Genomic DNA, 22,599 nt, shown 5'->3' on the forward strand with positions numbered 1-22,599 from the left:
CGCCCTCCGGCTACTCCGCCACGGCGAACGGATCGGCCACGTTGCCCACCGGGGTCGCCGCGGCCGCCGCCTTGACCAGCAGCACGAACTCCGCCAGGCACGGCAGGCACTGCGCGGCGTGGCTGCTCAGCTCCTGGATCTCCTCCTCCCGCAGCACGCCGGTGGCGGGCGTGAAGTCGCGGACGTACGTGCAGCCGTCGGCGGGCTCGGCCCCGTCCACCGGCCGCACCGGCACCCGCTGCCGCCGGGTGAACGCGGCCAGCATCTCGTCGATCAGGTCCGCCGCCTCGGCGTGCCCGGCCGCGTACGCCTCCGCGTACGCCTGCGCGGCCTCGGTGACCAGGTGGAACTCCTCGCGCTGGGCGCTGTAGGAGTCGCCGGGGGCGCGCTCGGCGCACCGGCCGGCGAGCAGGTCGAGCGCCCGGCCCAGCCGCAGCGCCGCGTCGGCGTGGTCGTTGCGCGCGGCGACCCGGTACCACCGGGCGGCCTCCTCCAGCCCGCCCTCCCGGTCGAGCCGCTCGGCCAGCTCGTACGCCGCCCGCTCCAGCTCCAGGGAGTCGAGGAACGCCGCGTACCGCGCCCTGGCCAGGTCGTCGCGGTGGCGCCTGCGGTAGGCCTCCTCCAGCTCCCGCAGGCCGACGGCGAACTCGGCCTCGGGCATCGCCGCGATCGCGGACGCCGCGTCGGCCAGCAGCCGGTCAAGATGCTCCTGCTCTCTCACGTCATCCCCTCCGCGTGCGGCGCCGCGGCGGGCCCGGCCGCCGGGCGCAGCAGTTCCGCGAGCCTCTGCCGGGCCCGGTGGACGTGGGTCTTGGCCGCCCCCTCGCTGATACCGAGGATCTGCGCCACCTCCGCCAGCGGAAACTCCAGCAGGCAGTGCAGGGCGACCGCCTCCCGCTGCCGCCGGGGCAGCGCCCGCACCGCGTTCATCAGGTCGACCCGTTCCTCAGTGCCCTCGCCCCCGTCCACGGCGACCGGCGCGACACCGCGCGTCACCATGTCGTCGAGCGAGGTGCACTGCTCCCGCGCCCGCGCCTGCCACCGCCGCAACATGATCGTCGCGACCCGGAACAGCCAGGCACCGGGCTTGTCGTAGGTCATCAGCTCCCCCCAGCGGGCGCGCGCGGCCAGCATGCTCTCCTGCGCCACGTCCTCCACCCACCGCGAGTCGGACGTCTGGGCCCGCAGATACCCGGTCAGCCTCGGCATCCAGTACCGGTAGAACTCCGCGTACGACCCCAGGGTCTCGCGCCCCGCTTGGTCGGGAGGCTCCTTCCCCTCCCGCGTCACCGCGCCGCCCCGACGACGACGCTTCCCTTCGGCTCCCTCCAGACGGCCACCCGGCCGCCCGTCCAGACGCACCGCGGACACCCGTCGAGGGGGACGGCGGGCGATGTCAGAAATCCATGCACGGGCTCTCCTCGGCTCCGGGGGGTGGCTTGAGACCGTGGACGGCCATTTCCACCTCATCAGTGTTACGCATATGACTGCCACCGGAGCCAGCAAAAGTTGACATCACCCCCAAATCATCCCCGCCACCTGCCACGTTCCTCAAAACGTGACCGAAATTCGCCGCCACCATCCCCTACAAACCCGACACTCCCCCAACAACCAGTCAGACCCCACAACCACTGACCACCAACCGCCAGTACCCACCAATACCCCCCGAATCAAATTCACTTTCTGACCACCCGGTCAATAAGAAAAATGATCACTAGGCCGATCCTCAAATGACCAAGCACCCCTGACCGCTATCCCGCTCCCCGAAAACAATAATCAGAACCAACGCACCCCCCCGTCAGCCCATGCCCACCGCCCCCAACACGGCTCCACCCCAACGTCCGGCCCTCCCGCCACCAGCCCCCCGCAGCCGCCCACCTCACCGCGTCCCAGCGATGACCTGCCTCGCCTCCACCACCAGACGCAAGCCCAACCACCTCCTCCACTCGGCAGCAGAGCCAGGCCCACCGGCGGCCACTCGGCCCGGCACCCCAACACGGATGTCAGCGATCTCGCCGCCGAGCGCCCGCCCCCAAACACACAGGCGCTGTTGAGCCACACCAGAACCCGCCCACACGGAGACCCCGGCGCTCTGCCCCCCAGCTCAGGCACCCAGCACGCAAGAACCCCAGCGCACCGCGACAAGCCATGCAGCAGCCGCCGCGCACAACGAGTGCCCGTGACCGACAGAGCACACAACCCCCACAGACTCCAGATCAGGTTGATGACGACGATGACGACGAGCGCGGTAGTCCCCTCGCCCCAGCTCCAGGGGCTCCCCCGGCGCAACCACCGTTCGACAACGTCCAACTCCAGCAACAGGGGCGCTGTTCAGCCACACCAGAGCCCGCCCCCACATGGAGACCCCGGCAATCTCCCCCCCAGCTCAGGCACTCGGCACGTCGGCACGCAGGAACCCCAGCGCACCGCGACGAGCCATGCCAGTAGCGGCCGCGTACCGCGAGTGCCCGGGGCTGGCAGAGCGCACAACCCTGGCAGACTCCAGATCAGGTTGATGACGACGATGACGACGAGCGCGGCAGTCCCCTCGCCCCAACTCCAGGGCTCTCCCCGGCGCAACCACCGTTCGAAAAACGGCGTAGCCGTCCAGTTCCAGCAGCACGCAGGAGTCGAGCACACGAGTGACGGCGATCGACGGCTTGATCACGCCGCCACCGTGCCGCTTAATGTACGGATGAAGTCGAGCGAGGAGCTGGCCATCGGGGAGCTGGCCGAACGCTTCGGTCTCCCGACGCACGTACTGCGGTACTGGGAGAGCAGGGGCCTGCTGGCACCCGCGCGGCGCGCGGGCGGTCAGCGCACCTACGAGCGGGCGGACCTGGAGCGCGTGGCGCTGATCCTGATGGGCAAGGAGGCCGGTTTCACGCTGGAAGAGCTCCGTACGCTGCTGTCCTCCCCCAGCCCGATGGACCATCGTGACCTGCTGCGCCGCCATGTCGAAGAGCTCGAACGGCGCATCTCCCGGGCACGTGCGGCCAAAGAGCTGGTCGAGCACGCGCTCGCCTGCCCGCACACCTTCGCCGAATGCGAGCACGCTCGCCAGCGGATAGCGGCCCGTATCCCCCCTGCGCCCGGACAGAGTTCGGACACCGGTGCGACAGACGGCGTGTGTCGCACCACGATCACCACCCACTGACGGTCGACCTGCAGAGCCGCGCTAAAGGACGCACGGACCCTTATGCCCCGACCTCCACGCCGAGCGATCCGCCAGCAGCGATCACCGCGTCCCTCTGCCCCGGGTGTGACTGTCCCGCCGCAGGTGAGCCACACCACCTGCGCGACCTCGGGCCCCTCTGTGGCGGTGTGCGTCGACGCCTGGCGTACCGCCCCGCACGCGGCGCCGGCGGTGGAGCGGCTGGACGAGGTCGCCCCCGGCGGCTCCTCGACAGCGCTGGTCTCGGCCCCACCGCCGATCAGCCGGCCGACCCGGCATGCCTGCGCACCGCCCTGGAACCGAGTCTGGGCGCCGTGCCGAGACTCGATCCCCGCGTGGAACACGTCCTCCGGAGCCTCACGCACGCCGGCGACTTCGACAACCTGGCAGCCGACCAGCCGATGCGCCCTTGCGCGCGGTGTGCTGCTGTGAGGTGCTGTTGCTGTCCCCGCGCCATGCAGCCCGAGGTGATGGGGCGGCAGGGCCGGGCAGGCGTACTGAGGTCGAGTCCGCCGCGTTTCCATGACCACCTGCGCGGCCAGCGGCGCCCACACCACCGTCCACGATGAACAAAGGCCAACGTTCATCCAGACCAGCGGCGCCCAGTCCTGTGCGCAGACGGCGGGTCAGGATTCGGCGCGGCGCGGTGGCAACGGTGATCACGTGTCGCAGAAATGGCCGCGCGCGACAGCTAAGCCACTTGGTCGTTAATACCGCCCAAACCGCGCCACGCCTGCTCCCACCGTCGAGCCGAGCCACATGAAACCTGCTCGCGCCGCGCCAGACCGCGCCGCGTCGTGGCGCCGAGGGGCCCGCGCCACCTTGAGTTATGTCGGGCCGGGACGCGTCGGCCGCATCCGGGGGCTCGGGCAGGTCGCGCCTTGTCGTATCGAGTCAGGCCGCGACGGGCCGCATCGGGCGTCAGGTCGGCCGCGCCGCACGGGCCACTTGGGTTTGAGTGGTGCTGCATCGGCCCGCGCGCGTCGCTCGGATCACGTCGCGTCAGGCCGGGCCGTGCCGTGGCAGCTCGTCTTGCGCCTGGCCCTGTCGAGGGTGGTCACGCCGTGGCGGAGCGGATCGCCCAGGGGCGCGTCGGTTCGCTCGTGTCAGGCCGGGCCTAGGAACTCACCCGCTGCCGCAACGTCCCGCAGACGGCCGCCGCCACCGTCCGCGGCACCCGGGACGGTTGGGCTGTCTGGGCGCGCCGTGCGGGGCCGTGTCGATCGGTTTCTCGGCGCGTCAGGCAACGCCGTGGCGTGCCGCATCGGGGCGTGCCGCATCGGGCGTCGGGTCGGCCGCGCCGCGCGGGGCTGCTTGGGTTTGAGCGGTGTTGCATCGGCCCGCGCGCGTCGCTCGGATTACATCGCGTCAGGCCGGGCCGTGCCGTGGCGGCTCGCCTTGCGCCTGGCCCCGTTGGGGGTGGTCACGCCGTGGCGGGGTGGATCGCCCAGGGGCGCGTCGGTTCGCTCGTGTCAGGCCGGGCCTAGGAACTCACCCGCTGCCGCAACGTCCCGCAGACGGCCGCCGCCACCGTCCGCCGCACCCGGGACGGGTGGGCTGTCTGGGCGCGCCGTGCGGGGCCGTGTCGATCGGTCCCTCGGCGCGTCAAGCGACGCCGTGGCATGCCGCATCGGAGCGTGGCGCATCGGGGCGCGGCGCATCGGGGCGTGGCGCGACGCGGTCTGTGGCGTCGGGGGGCGGGGGCTTTTCTGGTAGGGGTTGGGATGGGGTTGGAGTTGCCGTTTGGGGTTTTGGGGGTGGGGGGATCAGCGGGTTGTGGTTCTGCTGGTGGGGATGGGGGCTGGAAGCCTGCTGACGCTGCAACGAACGGTGTGCGGAACCCCCTAGGCTTGACGATATGGCCGAGTACATCTACACGATGCAGCGTGTGCGTAAGGCACATGGCGACAAGGTCGTCCTGGACGACGTCACCCTGCACTTCCTGCCCGGCGCCAAGATCGGCGTGCTGGGGCCGAACGGGACCGGCAAGTCCACGCTGCTGCGGATGATGGCCGGTCTGGAGCAGCCGTCCAACGGCGAGGCGCGGCTGATGCCCGGGTACACGGTCGGGATGCTGCAGCAGGAGCCGCCGCTGAACGAGGCGAAGACCGTCCTCGGCAACGTCGAGGAGGGCGTGGCCGAGACCAAGGCGATGCTCGACCGGTTCAACGAGATCGCCGAGAAGATGGCGACGGACTACTCCGACGAGCTGATGGAGGAGATGGGCAAGCTGCAGGAGCAGCTCGACCATCGCAACGCCTGGGACCTGGACAGCCAGCTCGAGCAGGCCATGGACGCGCTGCGCTGCCCGCCGCCGGACGCCGACGTGACCAAGCTGTCGGGTGGTGAGCGCCGCCGCGTCGCGCTGTGCAAGCTGCTGCTGGAGGCCCCCGACCTCCTGCTGCTGGACGAGCCCACCAACCACCTCGACGCCGAGAGCGTGCAGTGGCTGGAGGGGTACCTGGAGAAGTACGAGGGGACGGTCCTGGCCGTCACCCACGACCGGTACTTCCTCGACAACGTGGCCACCTGGATCCTCGAGCTCGACCGCGGCCGCTGCTACCCCTACGAGGGCAACTACTCGACCTACCTGGAGAAGAAGGCCGAGCGCCTCAAGGTCGAGGGCAACAAGGACGCCAAGCGCAAGAAGCGCCTGCAGGAAGAACTGGAGTGGGTCCGCTCCAACCCCAAGGCGCGCCAGGCCAAGAGCAAGGCCCGTCTGCAGCGGTACGAGGAGATGGCCGCCGAGGCGTCCAAGACCCGCAAGCTGGACTTCGAGGAGATCCAGATCCCGCCGGGCCCGCGCCTGGGCAACACCGTGATCGTCGCGGACGGCCTGACCAAGGGGTTCGGCGACCGGCTGCTCATGGAGAACCTGTCGTTCAACCTGCCGCCCAACGGCATCGTCGGTGTGATCGGCCCGAACGGCGTCGGCAAGACCACGCTGTTCCGGATGATCGTCGGCGAGGAGCAGCCCGACTCCGGCGCCCTGCGGGTCGGCGAGACGGTCGAGGTGTCGTACGTGGACCAGAGCCGCGGCGGCATCGACCCGAACAAGACCGTCTGGCAGGTGGTCTCCGACGGCCTCGACCACATCAAGGTCGGCCAGGTGGAGATGCCCTCGCGGGCGTACGTGGCGGCGTTCGGCTTCAAGGGCCCGGACCAGCAGAAGCCCGCGGGCGTGCTGTCGGGCGGTGAGCGCAACCGGCTGAACCTGGCGCTCACGCTCAAGATCGGCGGCAACGTGCTGCTGCTGGACGAGCCGACCAACGACCTGGACACCGAGACGCTCAGCTCGCTGGAGAACGCGCTGCTGGAGTTCCCCGGCTGCGCCGTGATCACCTCGCACGACCGGTGGTTCCTGGACCGGATCGCGACCCACATCCTGGCCTGGGAAGAGGGTTCGAGCTGGTTCTGGTTCGAGGGCAACTTCGCCGACTACGAGAAGAACAAGATCGAGCGCCTGGGCGCCGAGGCGGCCCGCCCGCACCGCGTCACCCACCGCAAGCTCACCCGCGACTGATCGGCCGGATGTGCCCCGTCCGCCAGGCGGCGGACGGGGCACATTTGTGCCACCCCCGTCATCGCCCTGAGCCGCGCCCCACGCGGGTTACGGCCATGACGACATGTGGCCGTGGTGACGCCGGGGGCATGGCGGAGCCGTGCGCCGGCACGCGTCTGCCCGGGGGCGCGGCGCCTGAGTGGTTCCTGGGGCACCGACGGAGGCGTGTCCGCCCGCCGGGGTCAGGCTTCGGGGGCCTTGGGGCCGTCCACGGCTGGGAGGCACACGCGGTCGCGGCCGGACTGCTTGGCGCGGTACAGGGCGAGGTCCGCCGCCGCCAGGAGTTCGATCAGGTCCTCGCCGTGCATGCGGAACAGCGCCACCCCCACCGAGATCGTCACGCCGACCGTGCCCTCCTCGGCGGGGACGGCCAGCCGGCGCACCCGTCCGCGCAGGCGTTCGGCGACCCGGCACGCCTCCACGGTGTCGGCGCCCGGCAACAGCACGACGAACTCCTCGCCGCCGAACCTGCCGACCACGTCGTAGTCGCGCAGCTGGTTGCACAGCGTGCTGGCGACGCCGATCAGTACCTGGTCGCCGACCAGATGACCATGGGTGTCGTTCACCCGCTTGAAGTAGTCGATGTCGATCAGCAGCAGCGCCAGCGGCTCGTGGGTGCGCTGGGCCCGGGACAGTTCGGTGTCGGCCTCACGCTGCCACGCCGCCGCGTTCAGCAGGCCCGTCTTGGCGTCGGTGCGGGCCGCGGCCTGCAACTGCTGGTGCATCAGGCTGCGCTGCAGGAGGACGACGGGCGGCAGGGCCAGCAACAGCAGCGACAGCGACAGGGCGCTGTTGATCGCCACGATCACGCCGACGCACAGTTCCACCACGTCCAGCAGCAGGTTCTCGCGGTTCCACAGCACCTCCCGCCAACGGCTCTCGGGGTTGGCCGTGTACGCCGCGATCGCCACCAACGCGATGTTGATCACTGTGAACAGCGCGGCGCACCCGATCGCCAGGGGGATGCCGGGATACCCGTCGATCACCCACGCGGCGCCGTGGACCAGCGGTTCGGGCACGGCGAGGTGGAACAGCACCGACGCGCACGCCCCCGCCAGCGCGAGCGCGGAGGTCACCATGACCCTGCGGTAGAGCAGGGTGCGCCGGACGCGGAAGTGCAACAGCAACTGCAACGGGATCGGGATCAGCAGCACGTACACCGGCGGCAGCAGCAGCGCGACCGGCAGCCACCACGCCGACAGCAGGTCCCGCCCCACCCCGGCGGGCATGCCCAGGCGGCGGGACGCCTCGATGCAGACCGCGCCGCAGACCAGCAGCGCCGTGAAGGTGACCAGATCGTAGAGGCGGAGGGGGGTGCTCAGCACTCCCGCCACGGCCAGCGCCAGGTGAAGGGTGACGACCCCCGACACGTAGACCGCCAGCAGGGACGGACGCCCCGACAGCGCTGCTCGTCGCGGCGTGGGCGCCAGTTCCCCACCACGATCCTCGGCGGACGACTGCACTGCCGTCATCCTTCCCCCCAATGCATCACGTTGTGTAACACGATAATTGCAACGTGTGCGGTGCGGGTTGGAAACCGGTACCTTCGGTTACGCGGAAGCGGCGAGACGATACGGCACCCGCGGTCGGAGCAGCGAACTCGCTCTCCCCGGCATCCTCAGGAGGGGGAAGGAATCATGCGCGGCGTTTCCTGGATCTGAGCCCGCCGCCCACACCGGCGGCATGGCACTGCCCGGCGCCCACGAGGCAGATCGACACCCCGCCAGCCCCGCGATCTGGCCCAAGACCCGCACCACTCCCCTGTCCCCGGCCCTCGGCGGTACCTTCCGCCGCTCGCGTTTCCCCAGCCGTCACGCCACCCAAGAACGGCATCGATGAAGGCGCCACAGAAACCCGGAACTCGTTACGGCCCAAGAATCTCGACCGCGAGTTCGCGGGTACATATTTGCCACTGCTCCCGAAGCCGCCACCTAGATCACACAATGAGCCGTCATCGCCGGGCTACGGCAGGTGGAGAGCGGAATTCCTTCAAGCCCCGCCTTGATGCACGTCAAGGGGATCGAGCGGGCAGGGGCCCGGCTGTACCAGGAACGACAGGCTCCGCCGCCCTTGCTGGGAGAGCCGCGCCCGCGTCTCGGTCACTGCGGCGGGCATCGCTGCGCTGCTGTGCGCCAACGCCGGGAGGTGTCCTGCTGCGGAGGGTGGGCGGGTCAGGTGGTGGCGGTGGGGAGGACTGCTACGGCCTCCACCTCCACCAGTTGGTTGTCGTAGCCGAGGACGGCGACGCCTAGGAGGGTGCTGGGGGCGTCGTGGGAGCCCATGTAGTCGCGGTGGTCGCCGCGGCGGTGGCGGGCGCCCCGATCGTCGCGCCGCTGGAGTCGCTTCAGATGGTCGGAAAGGCCCATGGGTGCCTTTCGACTCGAAGAAACGGCACCTGTCCTATCGGCCGTCCCGGACTTCCCGCGGCGACTTCCGGCCATGCATGTCCGGGATATGCCGACGGCCCCGGCGGGGACGTGACCGGGACCGTCGGAAAGCCGTCGGGAATCCGTCCCGCCGGGTCAGGCGGCTTCGGCGGTGGGCTCGTCGGCGCCGCCCAGGGCCCACTGGTCGGCGACCTCCTGGGCCTCGCGGCGGTCGTCGTCGGTGAGGGCGCCGCCGCGGTGGACGGGGCGGAACTCGGCGGTGCCTCGGTTGAGGTCGTGGCCGAGCGTGCTGGCCTCGATCTCGGCGGAGAACCGCCACTGGCCGTCCCTCTCGTACTGGCGTATGCGCAGGCGGCCGGTGACCACGATGGGCTGGCCGCGTCGCAGGTCCGAGCCGTTGACGTTGTCGGCGAGGTGCCGCCAGCAGTTCACCGTCAGGAACATGGTGTCAAGATCCTGCCACTGGCTGGTCTCGCGGTCGTAGCGGCGCGGCGTGCAGGCGACCCGTAACGACAGGAACGGGGTGCCGTTGGCGGTGACGGTGTAGTACGGGTCGGCGGCGACCCAGCCGATCACGGTGATGTGCGCCTCGTTCAACGTGGCCTCCTCTCGGGCTGTCACTCCAGCGTCGCGGAGCGCAGCCGGCGGGAGAAGGGCGCCGAGCGATTGTGGATAACTCAGCTCTGGACCGCGTCGACGTGGGCGCGGAACTCGGTGCACAGCTCCAGTTCGGCGGCCACCGGGGCCAGGACCTTGGACTCGGCGACCTTGGTGATGCGTTCGCGCATGTGCTCTTCCATGCGGTCGCCGTGCCGGGCGGACGACAGCGCCACCAGGTTCCGGCAGGCCGACGAGGTGAGCGCTCCCATGCCGAGGGTGCACACCACCAGGACCGCCACGTACGGGATCAGACCCGCCTCGCCGACGAGCGGGTTGGACGACTCGCCCCCGGCCGCGCCGTACACCACCAGCAGGACGATCCAGGCCACCCCGAGCACGCTCACCAGCACCAGGAAGTACTGCCAGGTCTTGACCAGCCACCACCAGCGCGGCACCTGGTTGAAGGTGGGCAGCGCCTCGCGGACCGCGACGCCGAGCGCCTCGGGCAGCTCGCCGGCCTGGGAGCGGGCGGCGGCGCGCACGGAGCGGGCGAAGGGGTCGGGCAGGTCGGCGGTGACGCCGTCGGTGACGCCCTGCAGGGCGGTGTCGACGTCGCCCTGCTGGGCGCCGATCGGGCCGGTGAAGGCGCCGCGCAGTTCCTCGCGCAGCTCGGTGAGGCGCATGCGGCGCAGCGGGTCGCTGCGCAGCCGCGTCACCAGGGCCTGGACCGGCCAGCCCACGAAGTCGGCGGCGCGCAGCTCGTAGGCGCTCTCCATGGCCTCGGCGACGGCGGGCGCCCCGGCGGCGTCGGTGAGGGCCTGGACGAGCTCGTCGCGGCGGGCCGGGTCGACGCCGGACGGGATGTCGGCGGGCGGACGGTGGGCGGCGAACCGCTCGGCGAGCCGGTCGATGTCGGCGGCGAGGCGTTCGGTGCGGGCGCGGCGGGCGGCGACGGTGTCGACCAGGACGTCCCGGAAATCGCGCACGCCCTCCTCGCGCACCGCGGAGGTGGTGATGATGCGCGGGTCGGCCAGGCCCTCGGCCTCCAGTAGGCGGCGCAGGTCGGCCACGCAGTCGTCGACCTCGCCGGGCTGCAGCCGGTCGACCTGGTTGAGCACGATCAGGGTGACGCCCGCGTGCCGGGCGAACGGGACGATGTAGTCGCGGTGCAGGGCGGCGTCGGCGTACTTCTGCGGGTCGACGACCCACACCAGCAGGTCGGCGATGGTGACGAACCGGTCGACCTCGGCGCGGTGCACGGCCTGGATGGAGTCGTGGTCGGGCAGGTCGAGCAGCACCAGGCCCTGCAGGGAGCTGTCGGCGCGTTCCAGGTCGAGGGCGCTGGCGCGGGCGTAGCGGTGCCGCTTGTCGACGTCGAGCCAGTCGAGCAGCGGGCCGGCGCCGTCCAGGCCCCACACGCAGGCGTGCGCGCGCGACGTCATGGGGCGGCGCATGCCGGTGGGCGACAACTCCAGCCCGCAGATGGCGTTGAACAGCGACGACTTGCCGCTGCCGGTGCCGCCGGCGAGGGTGACGACGGTGTGCTCGCCGGACAGCCGCAGCCGCTGGCCGGCGCGGTCGAGCAGGACCCGCGCCTCGTCCAGCAGCGGCTGGTCGAGCCGGCCGGTGCCGAGACGCACGAGCGCGTCGAGGTGGTCGAGCCGTTCGGTCAGCGCGGGGGCCGCGGCCTGCTCCGGTTCGGCGGCGGAACCGGAGGCGGGCGGCGTCGCGCCGGAGCCCGGCGACGGGTTCACGGGGATCGCCGAGGTGGTCATCGGGCAACCTCAAGGTCGTAGGTGGCCTGGTAGAGCTGGACGGGGACGGTCTCGTCGGGGATGCCGGCCGCGTCGAGCGCCTGCCCGAAGCGGATGGCCTCCTCGTCGAACAGCATCCCGATGCGGCTGCGCAGGTCGGCGCGGGCCTTGGCGCCCATGCCGCGCAGCGACTCGGCCCCGAACAGCGCCTTGAGCAGCCGCTGCGGCACGGCGCTGGTGCCGCCCTCGACGGCGACGTCGGACGTGCCGTAGCCGAGCAGCCCGATCGTCAGCACCAGCGACAGGGCCTCGGTGTCGAACGAGACGAGCTTGGCGACCGAGCGTTTGGTGACGCCCTCGGTGCGGACCAGCTCGTGTACGTGGTCCTGCCAGGCGCTGACGGCGCGGGTGATGCGGCGCGACAGCTCGGGCGAGGCGTGCCCCATGTCGGCGGCGGGGCCGGCCAGCACGTGGCCGCCCGCGGGGTGTTCGCGCCAGCGGGCGATGACCTGCTCGGCGGCGTGCTCGGCCGACGACTGGATCAGCGACTCCAGCCCGGCGCGCAGGGCGCTCTTGAGGGCGCGCACCCGGGTGGGGTTGCCCTTGCGCCGCCGGTTGGAGCGCCGCGCGCCGCGGCCGCGCACGTGCAGGGAGCGCAGCAGGTCGCCGGTGCCCGCGAAGTCCTGCCAGCGGGCCAGCACCTCGCCGCGCAGCAGCGAGCCGTTGCGGGTGGCCTCGTCCAGTTCGGCGAGGGCGGTGGAGTACGCCGTCTCGACCAGCCGCGCCAGCTCGGCGCGCTGCTCGACCTGCGTCTCGACGTGCTTGGCCAGCTCGGGGACGCGGGTGCGGAAGCTGTCGAGGACGCCGGCGAGGGTGTCCTCGATGACGATGTGGCGGCCCTCGGCGTCCTCGGCCACGCCGACCAGCCATTCGCGCAGGTCCTCGATGGTCTCCTCGGGCAGCCGGGACTCCTCGACGCGGGTCTCGGGGATGGTGAAGCGGCGCGCGTCGCCGACGCCCTGCTCGGCGAGCATCTCGGCGAAGTGGTCGACGACCTCGGCGCCGGCGCCCTGCGGCACCCGCGACAGCACGACGCCGACGGTGGCGCCGTTGTCGCGGGCGCGCTGCAGCATCTGCCACACCATGGCGTCGGCGTAGCGGGCGGCGGTGGTGACGCACAGCCACACGTCGGCGGCCGCCATCAGCTTGGTGGCGAACTCGTAGTGGTCCTCGAAGACCGAGTCGAAGTCGGGGCTGTCGAGCAGGGCCAGGCCGGGCGGCAGCGCGTCGCTGGAGATGATGACGAGCTGGTCGCCGGCGATGGCGTCGGGCGCGGGTCCGGGGACGCGGCCCATGCCGGGCAGCAGCGGCCCCTCCAGGAACCACTGGGCGTGGTCGGGGTGGCACACCAGGATGGGGCTGCTGGTGGTGGGGCGCAGCACTCCGGTGGCGCTGACGCGGGACCCGACGAGCGTGTTGACGAGGGTGGACTTGCCCGCGCCGGTGGAGCCGCCGAGGACGACCAGCATGGGGGTGCCGGCGGCCTGGACGCGGGGCAGCACGTAGTCGTCGAGCTGGTTGCGGATGTCGAGCCGGGCCTCGCGGGCCTCCTCGACGCCGGGCACGTCCAGGACCAGTTCGAAGGCGCCGAGCTGGTCGCGCAGGGCGCGCAGGGCGCGTGTCAGCTCGCCCTGGCGCACCGTCCCGCGGCGCCGGGCGGGAGACGACGCCCCGCGGCCGGACAGCGCCTCGGTCTGGGAGAGGTCCACGGCACCGGGCGGGAGGGGCTGCTCCTGCTCGGCGGAGGCGTCCTGGGGCTGCGGCGTGTCGCCGGTGGCGGGGGCGTCCTCCTTGTCATCGGACGTCGCGTCGCCCGGCTCCTTCGCGCCCGGTTCGGTGTCCGCGGGGGCGGCGGGCTCGGCCGAGGATGCGGTCTCCTCGGCGGCGACGTCCTCCCCGGAGCGCCGGCCGGGGACTCCCACGGCGCCGCTCACGTGGCACCCCGGCGGGGCGCCACGGCCCAGAGGCGGCCGACCGAATCTCCCGTCAAGTACCTGGTCACGGATCCCGCCCCATGTCCGTTCGAATCATGTCGATCTCTCGTGCCACGTTCACCACGTCGCCCACGACCACGATCGCCGGCGGCCGGATCCCGGCCGCGGCCATCTCGCCGGCCACCGTGCCCAGCGTGGCCGTCAGCGCCTTCTGCCCCGGAAGGGTGCCTTCCTGGATCACGGCGACGGGCGTGCCGGACGACCGACCATAGCGTATGAGGGTCTCGGCGATGAGCGTCATCCGCTCCACCGCCATGAGCAGCACCAGGGTGCCCGTCGCGCGGCCCAGCGCGGACCAGTCGACGGTGGACGCCGGGTCGTCCGGGGCCACGTGCGCCGACACCACGTGGAACTCCTGGGTGACGCCGCGGTGGGTGACCGGGATGCCCGCGGCCGACGGCACCGCCACGGCGCTGGTGATGCCGGGCACGACCGTGACCGGGATGCCGTGCCGGGCGCAGTGCAGCACCTCCTCGAAGCCGCGGCCGAACACGAACGGGTCGCCGCCCTTGAGCCGCACCACGAAACGGCCCTGCCGGGCGTGCTCGACCAGGTAGTCGTTGATGCGCTCCTGGGTGACGGTCCGCCCGTAGGGGATCTTGGCGGCGTCGATCACCTCGGTGTCGGCGGGCAGCTCGTCCAGCAGCTCACGGGGGGCCAGCCGGTCGGTGACCACCACGTCGGCCTGGGCGAGCAGCTGCCGCCCCCGCACGGTGATCAGGCCGGGGTCGCCGGGGCCGCCGCCGACCAGCGCCACCCCGACCGGCTTGCGGCGGTGGTGCCGCGCTTCGAGGGTGGCGTCGCGCAGCCCGTCGACGATCGCGTCGCGCACGCCCGCCGCGTGCCTCGGGTCGCCGCCCGCCAGCACGCCCACGGTGGTGTCGCCGACCTGCCCGGACGCCGGGGTCCAGGCGGCGGACGACTCGGCGTCGTCGGCGCGCACGCACCAGACGCGGGTCCGCTCGGCCTCGGCGGCGACGGCCGCGTTGACCTTGGCGTCGTCGGTGAGGGCCTGCACCAGCCAGGCGCCGGCGCAGTCGCCGTCGCGGTAGGGGCGCCGGTGCCAGACGATCCGGCCGGCGCCGTCCCCGCCCCTGGCGTCGATCAGGTCTTCGAGGGACGGCGTGACCTCGGGGGCGACCAGCTCCACCGCGGCGCCCGCGGCCAGCAGCGCGGGGACGCGGCGCTGCGCCACCCGGCCCCCGCCGACGACGAGGACCTTCCGTCCGCTCAGTCGCAGTCCTAGCAGGTAGGGGGGCACGTCGCTCTCTCGATCGGGGCTTGGCAGGCGTTCCGGGACGCCGGTGACGGACACGGGTGTTTGTGGACCAAAGGTACTCGGGTTGAGGTGCTCATGGAGAGTGCTCCCACCCAGTCACTCCTCGTCGCCGTCGTCACCGTGCGGGGACCTCGCCGCGCGCGGTGCGGCGTCCTTGCCGCTCACCCCCGCCGCGTCGAAGGTGGCGACCCGGTGCAGCACCCGGACCGCGCCCTGCACCAGCGGCAGGGCCAGCAGGGCGCCGGTGCCCTCACCCAGCCGCAGCTCCAGGTCCACCAGCGGACGAAGCCCCAGGTGAGCAACGGTAGCCGAATGTCCCGGCTCGGCAGAACGATGCCCCGCCACACACGCCGAGAGAGCGTCGGGACACATCGCCCCGGCGACCAGCGCGGCGGCCCCGGCGATCACCCCGTCCAGCACGACCGGGACGCGCAGGGCGGCCGCGCCGAGCAGGAACCCGGCCAGGGCGGCGTGCTCCAGGCCGCCGACGGCCGCCAGCGCCGCGAGGGGGTCGCGCGCGGCCGCGCCGTCGCCGGAGTCCAGGCCGTGGCGGGCGAGGGCGGCGCGCACGACGTCGATCTTGCGGGCGTGGGTGGCGTCGTCGATGCCGGTGCCGCGGCCGGTGACCCGTTCGGGCGGCAGGCCGGTGAACGCGGCGACCAGGGCGGCCGACGCCGTGGTGTTGGCGATGCCCATGTCGCCGGTCAGCAGGCAGCGCGCCCCCGCCGAGACCAGGTCGCGGGCGACCTCGATGCCGGTCTCGACGGCGCGGCGGGCCTGCTCGGCGGTCATCGCGGGACCGGTGGTCATGTCGGCGGTGCCGTGGGCGACCTTGCGGGGCAGCAGCCCGGGGGCGGGGTCCAGGTCGCGGGCCACGCCGACGTCGACCACGCTGACCTCGGCGCCGACCTGGGCCGCGAACGTGTTGACGACCGCGCCGCCGGCCAGGAAGTTGGCCACCATCTGCGCGGTGACCTCCTGGGGCCAGGGGGTGACGCCCTGGGCGTGGACGCCGTGGTCGGCGGCGAAGATCGCCACGGCGGCGGGTTCGGGGACCGGCGGGGGGCACGTCCCGGCCAGCCCGGCCAGCCGCACCGACACCTCTTCGAGCACGCCGAGGGACCCCGGCGGCTTGGTGAGCCGGGCCTGGTGGTCGCGGGCGTCGCGCATGGCGGCCTGGTCCAGGGGCCGGATGGCGGCGATGGTCTGCTCGATCAGGTCCATGGTGTCCTCTCCTGGCAGGGCGCGCCGCCCGTACCGCTCGTCGTGCACGGCCCAGGCGAGGGGGCGGCGACGGGCCCAGCCGGTCAGGGCGAGCTGGGGCGCGGGCGGGAACTCGGCCACGTGGCCGACGCACAGGTAGGCGACGACGTCCACGTGACCGGGGAGGCCGAGTTCGTCGGCCAGTTCTCGTTCGTCGAAGAAGCTGACCCAGCCGACGCCGAGCCCTTCCGCGCGCGCGGCCAGCCACAGGTTCTGTACGGCGCAGGCGACCGAGTAGTGGGCGGTGCGGGGCTGGGCGTGGCGGCCGAGCGGGTTGCGGCCGCCCCGGGTGGGGTCGCACGTCACGGCGATGTTCACCGGCGCCTCGCGGATCGCCTCGACCTTGAGCCGGTCGAACGCGGCGGCGCGCGGGGCGGTCAGGGACTCGGCGTAGGCGGCGCGTTGCCGGTCGGCCAGGGCGCCGATGCGCGCGCGCCGCCGCGCGTCGCGGATGACGAGGAAGTCCCACGGCTGGGTGAGCCCGACGGACGGGGCGCGGTGCGCGGCCTCCAGCACCCTGGTGAGGACGGCGTCGTCCACGGGGTCGGGCAGGAAACCGCCGCGCATGTCGCGCCGTTCGGCGATCGCCCGGTAGACGGCCTCTCGCACCGGCTCCGGGTAGGGGGCGGCGGGCTCAGATGCCGAGTTCACCGAGCGCCTCCAGGAGGGCGTCGTTGGTGGCGCGGTCGCGGGCGGCGACGCGCAGCCAGTCGGGGCCGAGCCCGGGGAAGGTGTCGCCGCGTCGTACGGCGTATCCGCGTTCGCGGAGCAGGGCACGGACGCCCAGGGCGTCGGGCACGTTCAGGCACAGGAACGACGCCCGTGCCCGGGGCACCACGTACAGTCCGCGTGCGCTCAGCTCCCCGGCCAGGCGGTCGCGTTCGACGGCCAGGTGCGCGGCCCACTGCTCCGCCTCGGCCAACGCGGACGGTTCGCAGCACGCCTGCATCGCGACCAGGGCCGGGGTGGACACCGCCCACAGGGGTTGCGCCTCGGCCAGCCGTTCGATGAGCGCGGGTTCGGCGAGCACGTATCCGGCGCGCAGCCCCGCGAGCCCCCACGTCTTGGTGAGGCTGCGGATGACGACGACCCCCGGAGGAAGTGTTCCGGCCAGGGTTTCGGGTTCGCCGGGCACGCAGTCCATGAACGCCTCGTCCACCACCACGGTGCGGCCGGGGCGGGCCAGGGCGGTGATGGTCTCGGCGGGGTGCAGCACGGAGGTCGGGTTGGTGGGGTTGCCGACGACGACGAGATCCGCGTCGCGGGGCACGGCGGCGGGGTCGAGCGTGAAGTCCTTGCCGAGGATCACGCGTTCCACGGCGTGCCCGGCGGCGCGCAGGGCGGCCTCGGGCTCGGTGAACTGGGGGTGGACGATCGCGGCGCGCCGTGGCCGCAGCACCCGGGCCAGCAGCACGAACGCCTCGGCGGCGCCGGAGGTCAGCAGGACCTCTTCCACGGCACGGCCGTGCCTGCGGGCCACCGCGCGCCGGGCCGGGCGGGGGTCGGGGTAGGCGGCGAGGTCGGTCACGGACGCGCGCAGCCGTTCGGCCAGCCATTCCGGAGGGGTGCCGGGGCGGACGTTCACCGCGAAGTCGACGAGCCCGGATCCGACCTCGGCGTCCCCGTGGTGGCGCAGGTCGACGTCTTCAATGCGCGTGGAGCCGGTGCGCGTCGAGTCAGTGCGCATGGGCGTGCCCGTGCCCGTGTCCGTGCCCGTGGGCGGAGGGGTCGTCGGGGTGGTGGTGCGGGGTCTGGGGGGCGCCCACGCGGTCCTCGAAACCAGGCAGGGCGACGCGGTAGACGCAGGTGTCGCAGTTCATGCGCAGGTCTCCGGAGAGGGCCTCCTCGTAGCGTTCGGCCACCACGTCCGCCAGCCCGTCGCAGTCGCCGATGACGTCGGCGACGCGCACGTCCACATCCGTGTGCGCGGCGCCATAGGCGTGGGCCTCGTCGGCCACGCGGTCGGGAAGCACGCCCGGGAACAGGAAGTAGGGCAGCACGACGACGCGGCGTGCGCCCAGCCTCCGGCATCGCTCCAGCCCCTCGGTGACGCTGGGGCGTGCCAGGGAGATGAACGCCGGTTCCACGCACAGCAGCCCGTGCCCCTGGTCGGGGCCGGAGGCGCCGCGTCCCTCCCAGAACAACCGGGCGACCTTGTGCACCTCGGCGTTGGCGTCGGGGTCGGTCGATCCTCGGCCGACCAGCAGCACCGCCGTGTCGGGTGTACGGTCCGCGTTGGGCAGCGCCGCGTCCAGGCGTTCCTGCAGAAGGGCGAGCAGGGTCGGGTGCGGCCCCAGGGGGCGGCCGTAGCGGTACGACAGGCCGGGGTGACGCACCAGCTCGCGTGCCATGGCGCCTGGGATGTCGCCCTTACCGTGCCCGGCCGCCACCAGCACCAGCGGCACGGCGGCCAGGGAACGGTGGCCGTTGCCGTAGAGGTCGGCGACCGCCTCCGTAAGCGGCGGCGGTGACAGTTCAATGAACCCGCCCGCCACGTCCACCGTCATCCGGCGGCGCAGCCGTTCGACGAACCTGCCGAACTCCGCGACGCCCGCCTCGTCCCGCGTACCGTGCCCGACCAGCAGCATGGGCGGTTTCACTGCGTTCCCCGATCTGCTCCGGCGCGCCCCGGGCGCGCTGCGGTCCTGTTCCTGCGCTGTCATGAGGTTTCCTGCGTTGTCACGGGGGTGTCCTCCTCGTAGTAGAGGAGCGCGTTGGTGGCCGCCGCCGCGACCGCGGAGCCGCCCTTCTCCGAGACGTTGCTGAGCTGGGGCAGGCCGCTGGCGCGCAGCGCCTCCTTGGACTCGGCGGCGCCGACGAAACCGACCGGCAGCCCGACGACCAGCGCGGGCGCGACCTTGCGCTCGATGATCTCGAACAGGGCGGTGGGGGCGCACCCGACGACCCACACCGCGCCCGGGCCGACCTCGGCGTAGGCGAGACGGACGGCGGCGGCCGAGCGGGTGATGCCGGCCGCGCGCGCCATCCGGGCGGCGGCCGGGTCGCCGATGTGGCACAGCGTCTCGCGTTCGGTGATGCCGGCGGCGACCATGCCCACGTCGGTGACGATCGGCGCGCCCGAGCGCAGCGCCGCCAGGCCGCGTTCCAGGTGCTCCTCCGTGGTGACCAGGTCGACCGCGTACTCCAGGTCGGCGCTGGCGTGGATGACCCGCTCGGCCACGGCGCGCCACAGCGGCGGCATCGGCGACAGGTCGACGCGGGACCGCAGGATCTCGTAGGACCGCACCTCGATGGGGTGGGGCTGGCGCGCGCTCATGGGGACTCCTCGATGGCGTCGGCGGGGCAGACCTCGATGCACTCGCCACAGCCGGTGCACAGCGCGTCCAGCACCAGCAGCGGTTGCCCGTGCGGACGGATCGCGCGTTCGGGACAGGTGAGCAGGCACGCACCGCACCCCTGGCACCGGTCCGTGACGATCACGCCAAGCCTGTCACGGCGCGCGTCTTGGTGGCGTGCGCCTTCTAGGCCCATCGGTAGCCCCGGGGGGTGACGAACCGGCCCGCCATGTCCTGGCTCCGGCTGGAGCCGACCAGGACCACGGTGAACATGTCGGCCTGCGCGGGGTCCACGTCCGCGAGCGTGGTGAGGGTGACCGACTCGTCCGGCCGGGAGGCGTTGCGCACCAGCCCCACCGGGGTCTGCGGCGGGCGGTGTTCGGCCAGGATGCCCAGGGCCTTGGCCAGCTGCCAGTCGCGGGCGCGGCTGCGCGGGTTGTAGAAGCAGACGGTGAAGTCGCCCTCGGCGGCGGCGCGGACGCGGCGTTCGATGACCTCCCAGGGCGTGTGCAGGTCCGACAGCGACACGTAGGCGTGGTCGTGTCCCAGCGGCGCGCCGAGCAGGGCGGACGCGGCCACGGCGGCGGTGATGCCGGGGACGCCGTCGACGTCCACGGCGTGCGCGGCCCCTTCCGCGGCGAGCATCTCCAGCGCCGGGCTGGCCATCGCGTACACGCCCGCGTCGCCGGAGCCGATGAGCGCGACGGCGCGTCCGGCCGCGGCCTCCCGCACGGCGGTGCGCGCGCGTTCCTCCTCCTGGCCGAGCCCGCTGCCGAGCACGCGCGTGCCGGGACGCAGCAGGTCGCGGACCTGGTCGACGTACTGGTCCAGGCCCACCACGACCGACGAGCGCCGCAGCGTCCGGGCGGCGCGGGGAGTGAGCAGGTCGCGGGCGCCCGGCCCCAGCCCGACGACGCTCAGCCGCCCGCGCGGCCGCAGCCGCGCGACGGCGGCGGTGGCGTTCGCCGACTTGGTCTTCTCGGTGACCAGTTCGGCGCCGCGGCCGAACGAGCGGGCCGCGTGCAGGGCCGCCGCCTCGGCCACGCTCGGCGTGCCGACCTCGGCCGCCACGACCGGCGACGGGTTGGGCACCTCGACGCGGGCCAGCACCTCGGCCGGGTAGGTCACGACCTGCCAGCCGCGCCGCCGCGCCGCCTCCAGGATCCCCTCCTCGTCGGCCTTGAGGTCCACGGTCGCCACGCAGCGCACGGACTCCGGGGCCAGGCCCGCCGCGGCCAGCGCCCGGTCGATCAGCTCGCCGACCTCGACGGCGCCGACGCCCCGCGCCGACCCGACCCCGACGACCAGCGACGGCGGCCGGTACACGAGCCGGTTGCCGAACCAGCCCTCGTGGCACATGCACGAGATCTCGGCACCGTCGGTGACCAGGATCCCGGCGGACGGCTCCACGTCGTCGAACTCCGGGCGGACGTTGGGCGGCAGCGGAGGCAGCGGCCAGTCGCCGGCGCCTTCCAGCAGCACCGGCTCACCGGACAGGACGGCCGCGCCGACGTGCGCGAGCATGTCGGGGTTGTGCACGGTGAAACCGAGGTCGGCGCCGTAGGAGTCCAGGGGGGTGACGTTGGCCTGGTCGCTGGCGGTGGTGACGACGGGGGTGCAGCCGAGCACGCCGGTCAGCCGGTGGGCGAGCTCGTTGGCGCCGTGGTGGCCGCCGAGCACCGCGACGGCGAACTGCATGCTCTCGTCCACGCACACCACGGCCGGGTCGGTGGCCTTGCGTTCCAGCAGCGGCGCCAGCACGCGCACGGTCGCGCCCACGGCCAGGAAGCTGACGATGGCGTCGCACGTCCGCCACGCCTGGCGCAGCCCGTCGGCGGCCTTGACGTCGGTGAACAGGCGCACCTGGCCGGGCCAGGCGGCGGCGAGCGCGTCGGCGGCGGTGCGGCCGCCCGCGGTGGCCGCGACTATGCCGATCGTCACTGTGCGCTCCTCGTGTCGCTGTCGTCCGGCAGTTCGGCGATGGTCTGGGGGCGGCGCCCCGTTCGGTCGTCCCGGGCAGGGGGCACGGGGGGCGGCTCACGGTCGCCCCACACCACGAACACTGGGTTGGTCGCGGCCAGGCGGTGCACGTCCCCGGGCAGGGGGGAGAACCGGTTGGCCTGGAGCTGGACGGCCTGGGCGGAGAGGCCCTCCGCGGTGAGCGCGTCCAGGGTCGGCCGTACGCGTTCCACGGCCGCCAGCGCGACGACGACGCTGCGCAACGCCCGTGACGCGCACGCGCGCACCACCTCCGGCCCGCCGCCCCCGACGAACACCGCGTCAGGGTCGGGGAGATGCTCAAGCACGTGCGGGGCCTCGCCCCTGGACACCGCGACCTTCACTGCGTGCGCGCGCACGTTGGCGCGGATGCGTTCGCACGACGCCGCGTCGCGTTCGACGGCCACCACGGCCGCCCCGAAACGGGCGCATTCGATCGCCACGGAACCGCTGCCGGCGCCCACGTCCCACACCATGTCGCCCACGCGCGGCCCTAGCTTGGCCAGTGCGAACGCCCGCACCTCCGCCTTGGTCACCATCGAGTCGCGGTGGTCGAAGGCCTCCTCTGGGAGCGCCCAGGTCGCCGGGCCCGGGGGCGTCCCGGCGATCCATCCCTTGGGGCCGACCGAACGGAACGGGTCCAGCACCAGCACCACGTTGGGGTCGCGCCAGGGCCGCGTGGTGGCCTCGGCCGGACGCACGTGCACCACGCGTTCGTCGGGCTCGCCCAGGTTCTCGCACACCACGAACGTCCGGGGCGTCTGCGGGAACAGCTCACGCGCCAGTTCCGCGGGCCCGAAGCCCGGCGCGGTCAACACGGCGACCTTGGGATGGGCACGGCACGCGTTCACGGCACGGCGCGACTCACGGCCGTGCGCGGACACCACCAGCGCGTCGTCCCAGGGCAGCCCGGCCCGCCCGAACGCCCGCGCCACCGACGACAACGCCGGAAGCACACGGGGCCGATGCCCCCGCTCCCGCAGCGCGCGCACGATGCCGAAGAACCCCGGGTCGCCGCTGGCCACCACCACGACGTTCGTCTCCGCCCCGGCGGCGTCGATCTCGTCCAGGGCGGCGGTGACGTCGCCCAGGACGACGCGGCGGGCCGCGTCGGGCACGGGCACGGCCGCCAGGTGCCGAGCGCCGCCCACGACGAGCGCGGCCTCCTCCAGGAGGGCACGGGCCTCGGCGGGCAGCGGCGACCCGTCGTACCCGATCACCGTGATCATGG

General features: G+C 73.1%; 17 protein-coding genes. 2 read left to right on the forward strand and 15 right to left on the reverse strand.

Features of this window, described 5'->3' with window-relative positions:
- Positions 1-10: 10 nt before the first annotated feature.
- Entirely contained in the window at positions 11-721 is a 711-nt protein-coding gene (locus ABD811_RS25955) for a hypothetical protein (RefSeq protein WP_344952684.1), read from the reverse strand.
- Entirely contained in the window at positions 718-1,290 is a 573-nt protein-coding gene (locus ABD811_RS25960; protein ID WP_344952686.1) for an RNA polymerase sigma factor, read from the reverse strand. The genes ABD811_RS25955 and ABD811_RS25960 overlap by 4 nt, the downstream gene beginning before the upstream one ends.
- Positions 1,291-2,515: 1,225 nt before the next feature.
- On the opposite strand from ABD811_RS25960, the gene ABD811_RS25965 reads away from it, so the two are divergent.
- Entirely contained in the window at positions 2,516-3,157 is a 642-nt protein-coding gene (locus tag ABD811_RS25965; protein ID WP_344952688.1) for a MerR family transcriptional regulator, read from the forward strand.
- Positions 3,158-5,033: 1,876 nt separating this feature from the next.
- Positions 5,034-6,698 (forward strand): energy-dependent translational throttle protein EttA, encoded by a 1,665-nt coding sequence (gene ettA, locus ABD811_RS25970; protein WP_344952690.1) that lies wholly within the window; start codon positions 5,034-5,036, stop codon positions 6,696-6,698.
- A gap of 221 nt (positions 6,699-6,919) precedes the next feature.
- Here the strand turns inward: ettA and ABD811_RS25975 are convergent, their stop codons facing one another.
- The 13 genes from ABD811_RS25975 to cbiE form a co-directional block, all read right to left on the reverse strand.
- Positions 6,920-8,209: a GGDEF domain-containing protein gene (locus ABD811_RS25975; protein WP_344952692.1), complete on the reverse strand. Its 1,290-nt coding sequence runs from the start codon at positions 8,207-8,209 to the stop codon at positions 6,920-6,922.
- Positions 8,210-8,908: 699 nt separating this feature from the next.
- On the reverse strand, positions 8,909-9,103 hold the full coding sequence (locus ABD811_RS25980; RefSeq protein ID WP_344952776.1) for a hypothetical protein: 195 nt from the start codon (positions 9,101-9,103) through the stop codon (positions 8,909-8,911).
- Positions 9,104-9,259: 156 nt separating this feature from the next.
- Positions 9,260-9,721 carry a single-stranded DNA-binding protein gene (locus ABD811_RS25985; RefSeq protein WP_344952694.1) on the reverse strand — a complete coding sequence of 154 codons (462 nt, stop codon included), beginning with the start codon at positions 9,719-9,721 and terminating at the stop codon, positions 9,260-9,262.
- 80 nt (positions 9,722-9,801) lie between these two features.
- Positions 9,802-11,499, reverse strand: a complete 1,698-nt coding sequence (locus ABD811_RS25990) for a GTPase family protein (protein WP_344952696.1) — start codon at positions 11,497-11,499, stop codon at positions 9,802-9,804.
- Positions 11,496-13,472, reverse strand: coding sequence for an AAA family ATPase (locus ABD811_RS25995; RefSeq protein WP_344952698.1), 1,977 nt, complete (start codon positions 13,470-13,472; stop codon positions 11,496-11,498). The genes ABD811_RS25990 and ABD811_RS25995 overlap by 4 nt, the downstream gene beginning before the upstream one ends.
- A gap of 64 nt (positions 13,473-13,536) precedes the next feature.
- Complete coding sequence (gene cobA / locus ABD811_RS26000) at positions 13,537-14,793, reverse strand: uroporphyrinogen-III C-methyltransferase (protein ID WP_344952700.1); 1,257 nt, start codon at positions 14,791-14,793, stop codon at positions 13,537-13,539.
- A 114-nt stretch (positions 14,794-14,907) separates the two neighbouring features.
- Positions 14,908-16,725 carry a nicotinate-nucleotide--dimethylbenzimidazole phosphoribosyltransferase gene (gene cobT / locus ABD811_RS26005; RefSeq protein ID WP_425549460.1) on the reverse strand — a complete coding sequence of 606 codons (1,818 nt, stop codon included), beginning with the start codon at positions 16,723-16,725 and terminating at the stop codon, positions 14,908-14,910.
- A complete protein-coding gene (gene cobC / locus ABD811_RS26010) occupies positions 16,709-17,761 on the reverse strand; it encodes an Rv2231c family histidinol phosphate aminotransferase CobC (protein WP_344952702.1) in 1,053 nt (350 codons plus the stop codon). The genes cobT and cobC overlap by 17 nt, the downstream gene beginning before the upstream one ends.
- Positions 17,751-18,674: a sirohydrochlorin chelatase gene (locus ABD811_RS26015; protein ID WP_344952704.1), complete on the reverse strand. Its 924-nt coding sequence runs from the start codon at positions 18,672-18,674 to the stop codon at positions 17,751-17,753. The genes cobC and ABD811_RS26015 overlap by 11 nt, the downstream gene beginning before the upstream one ends.
- 59 nt (positions 18,675-18,733) lie before the next feature.
- Entirely contained in the window at positions 18,734-19,351 is a 618-nt protein-coding gene (locus ABD811_RS26020; protein WP_344952706.1) for a precorrin-8X methylmutase, read from the reverse strand.
- Positions 19,348-19,515 (reverse strand): ferredoxin family protein, encoded by a 168-nt coding sequence (locus ABD811_RS26025; protein ID WP_344952708.1) that lies wholly within the window; start codon positions 19,513-19,515, stop codon positions 19,348-19,350. The genes ABD811_RS26020 and ABD811_RS26025 overlap by 4 nt, the downstream gene beginning before the upstream one ends.
- Positions 19,516-19,556: 41 nt before the next feature.
- Positions 19,557-21,311 carry a precorrin-3B C(17)-methyltransferase gene (gene cobJ, locus ABD811_RS26030; RefSeq protein WP_344952710.1) on the reverse strand — a complete coding sequence of 585 codons (1,755 nt, stop codon included), beginning with the start codon at positions 21,309-21,311 and terminating at the stop codon, positions 19,557-19,559.
- On the reverse strand, positions 21,308-22,597 hold the full coding sequence (gene cbiE / locus ABD811_RS26035; protein WP_344952712.1) for a precorrin-6y C5,15-methyltransferase (decarboxylating) subunit CbiE: 1,290 nt from the start codon (positions 22,595-22,597) through the stop codon (positions 21,308-21,310). The genes cobJ and cbiE overlap by 4 nt, the downstream gene beginning before the upstream one ends.
- Positions 22,598-22,599: the final 2 nt, after the last annotated feature.

The sequence above is a fragment of the Actinomadura miaoliensis genome, from assembly GCF_039536785.1.
Lineage (GTDB): Bacteria > Actinomycetota > Actinomycetes > Streptosporangiales > Streptosporangiaceae > Spirillospora > Spirillospora miaoliensis.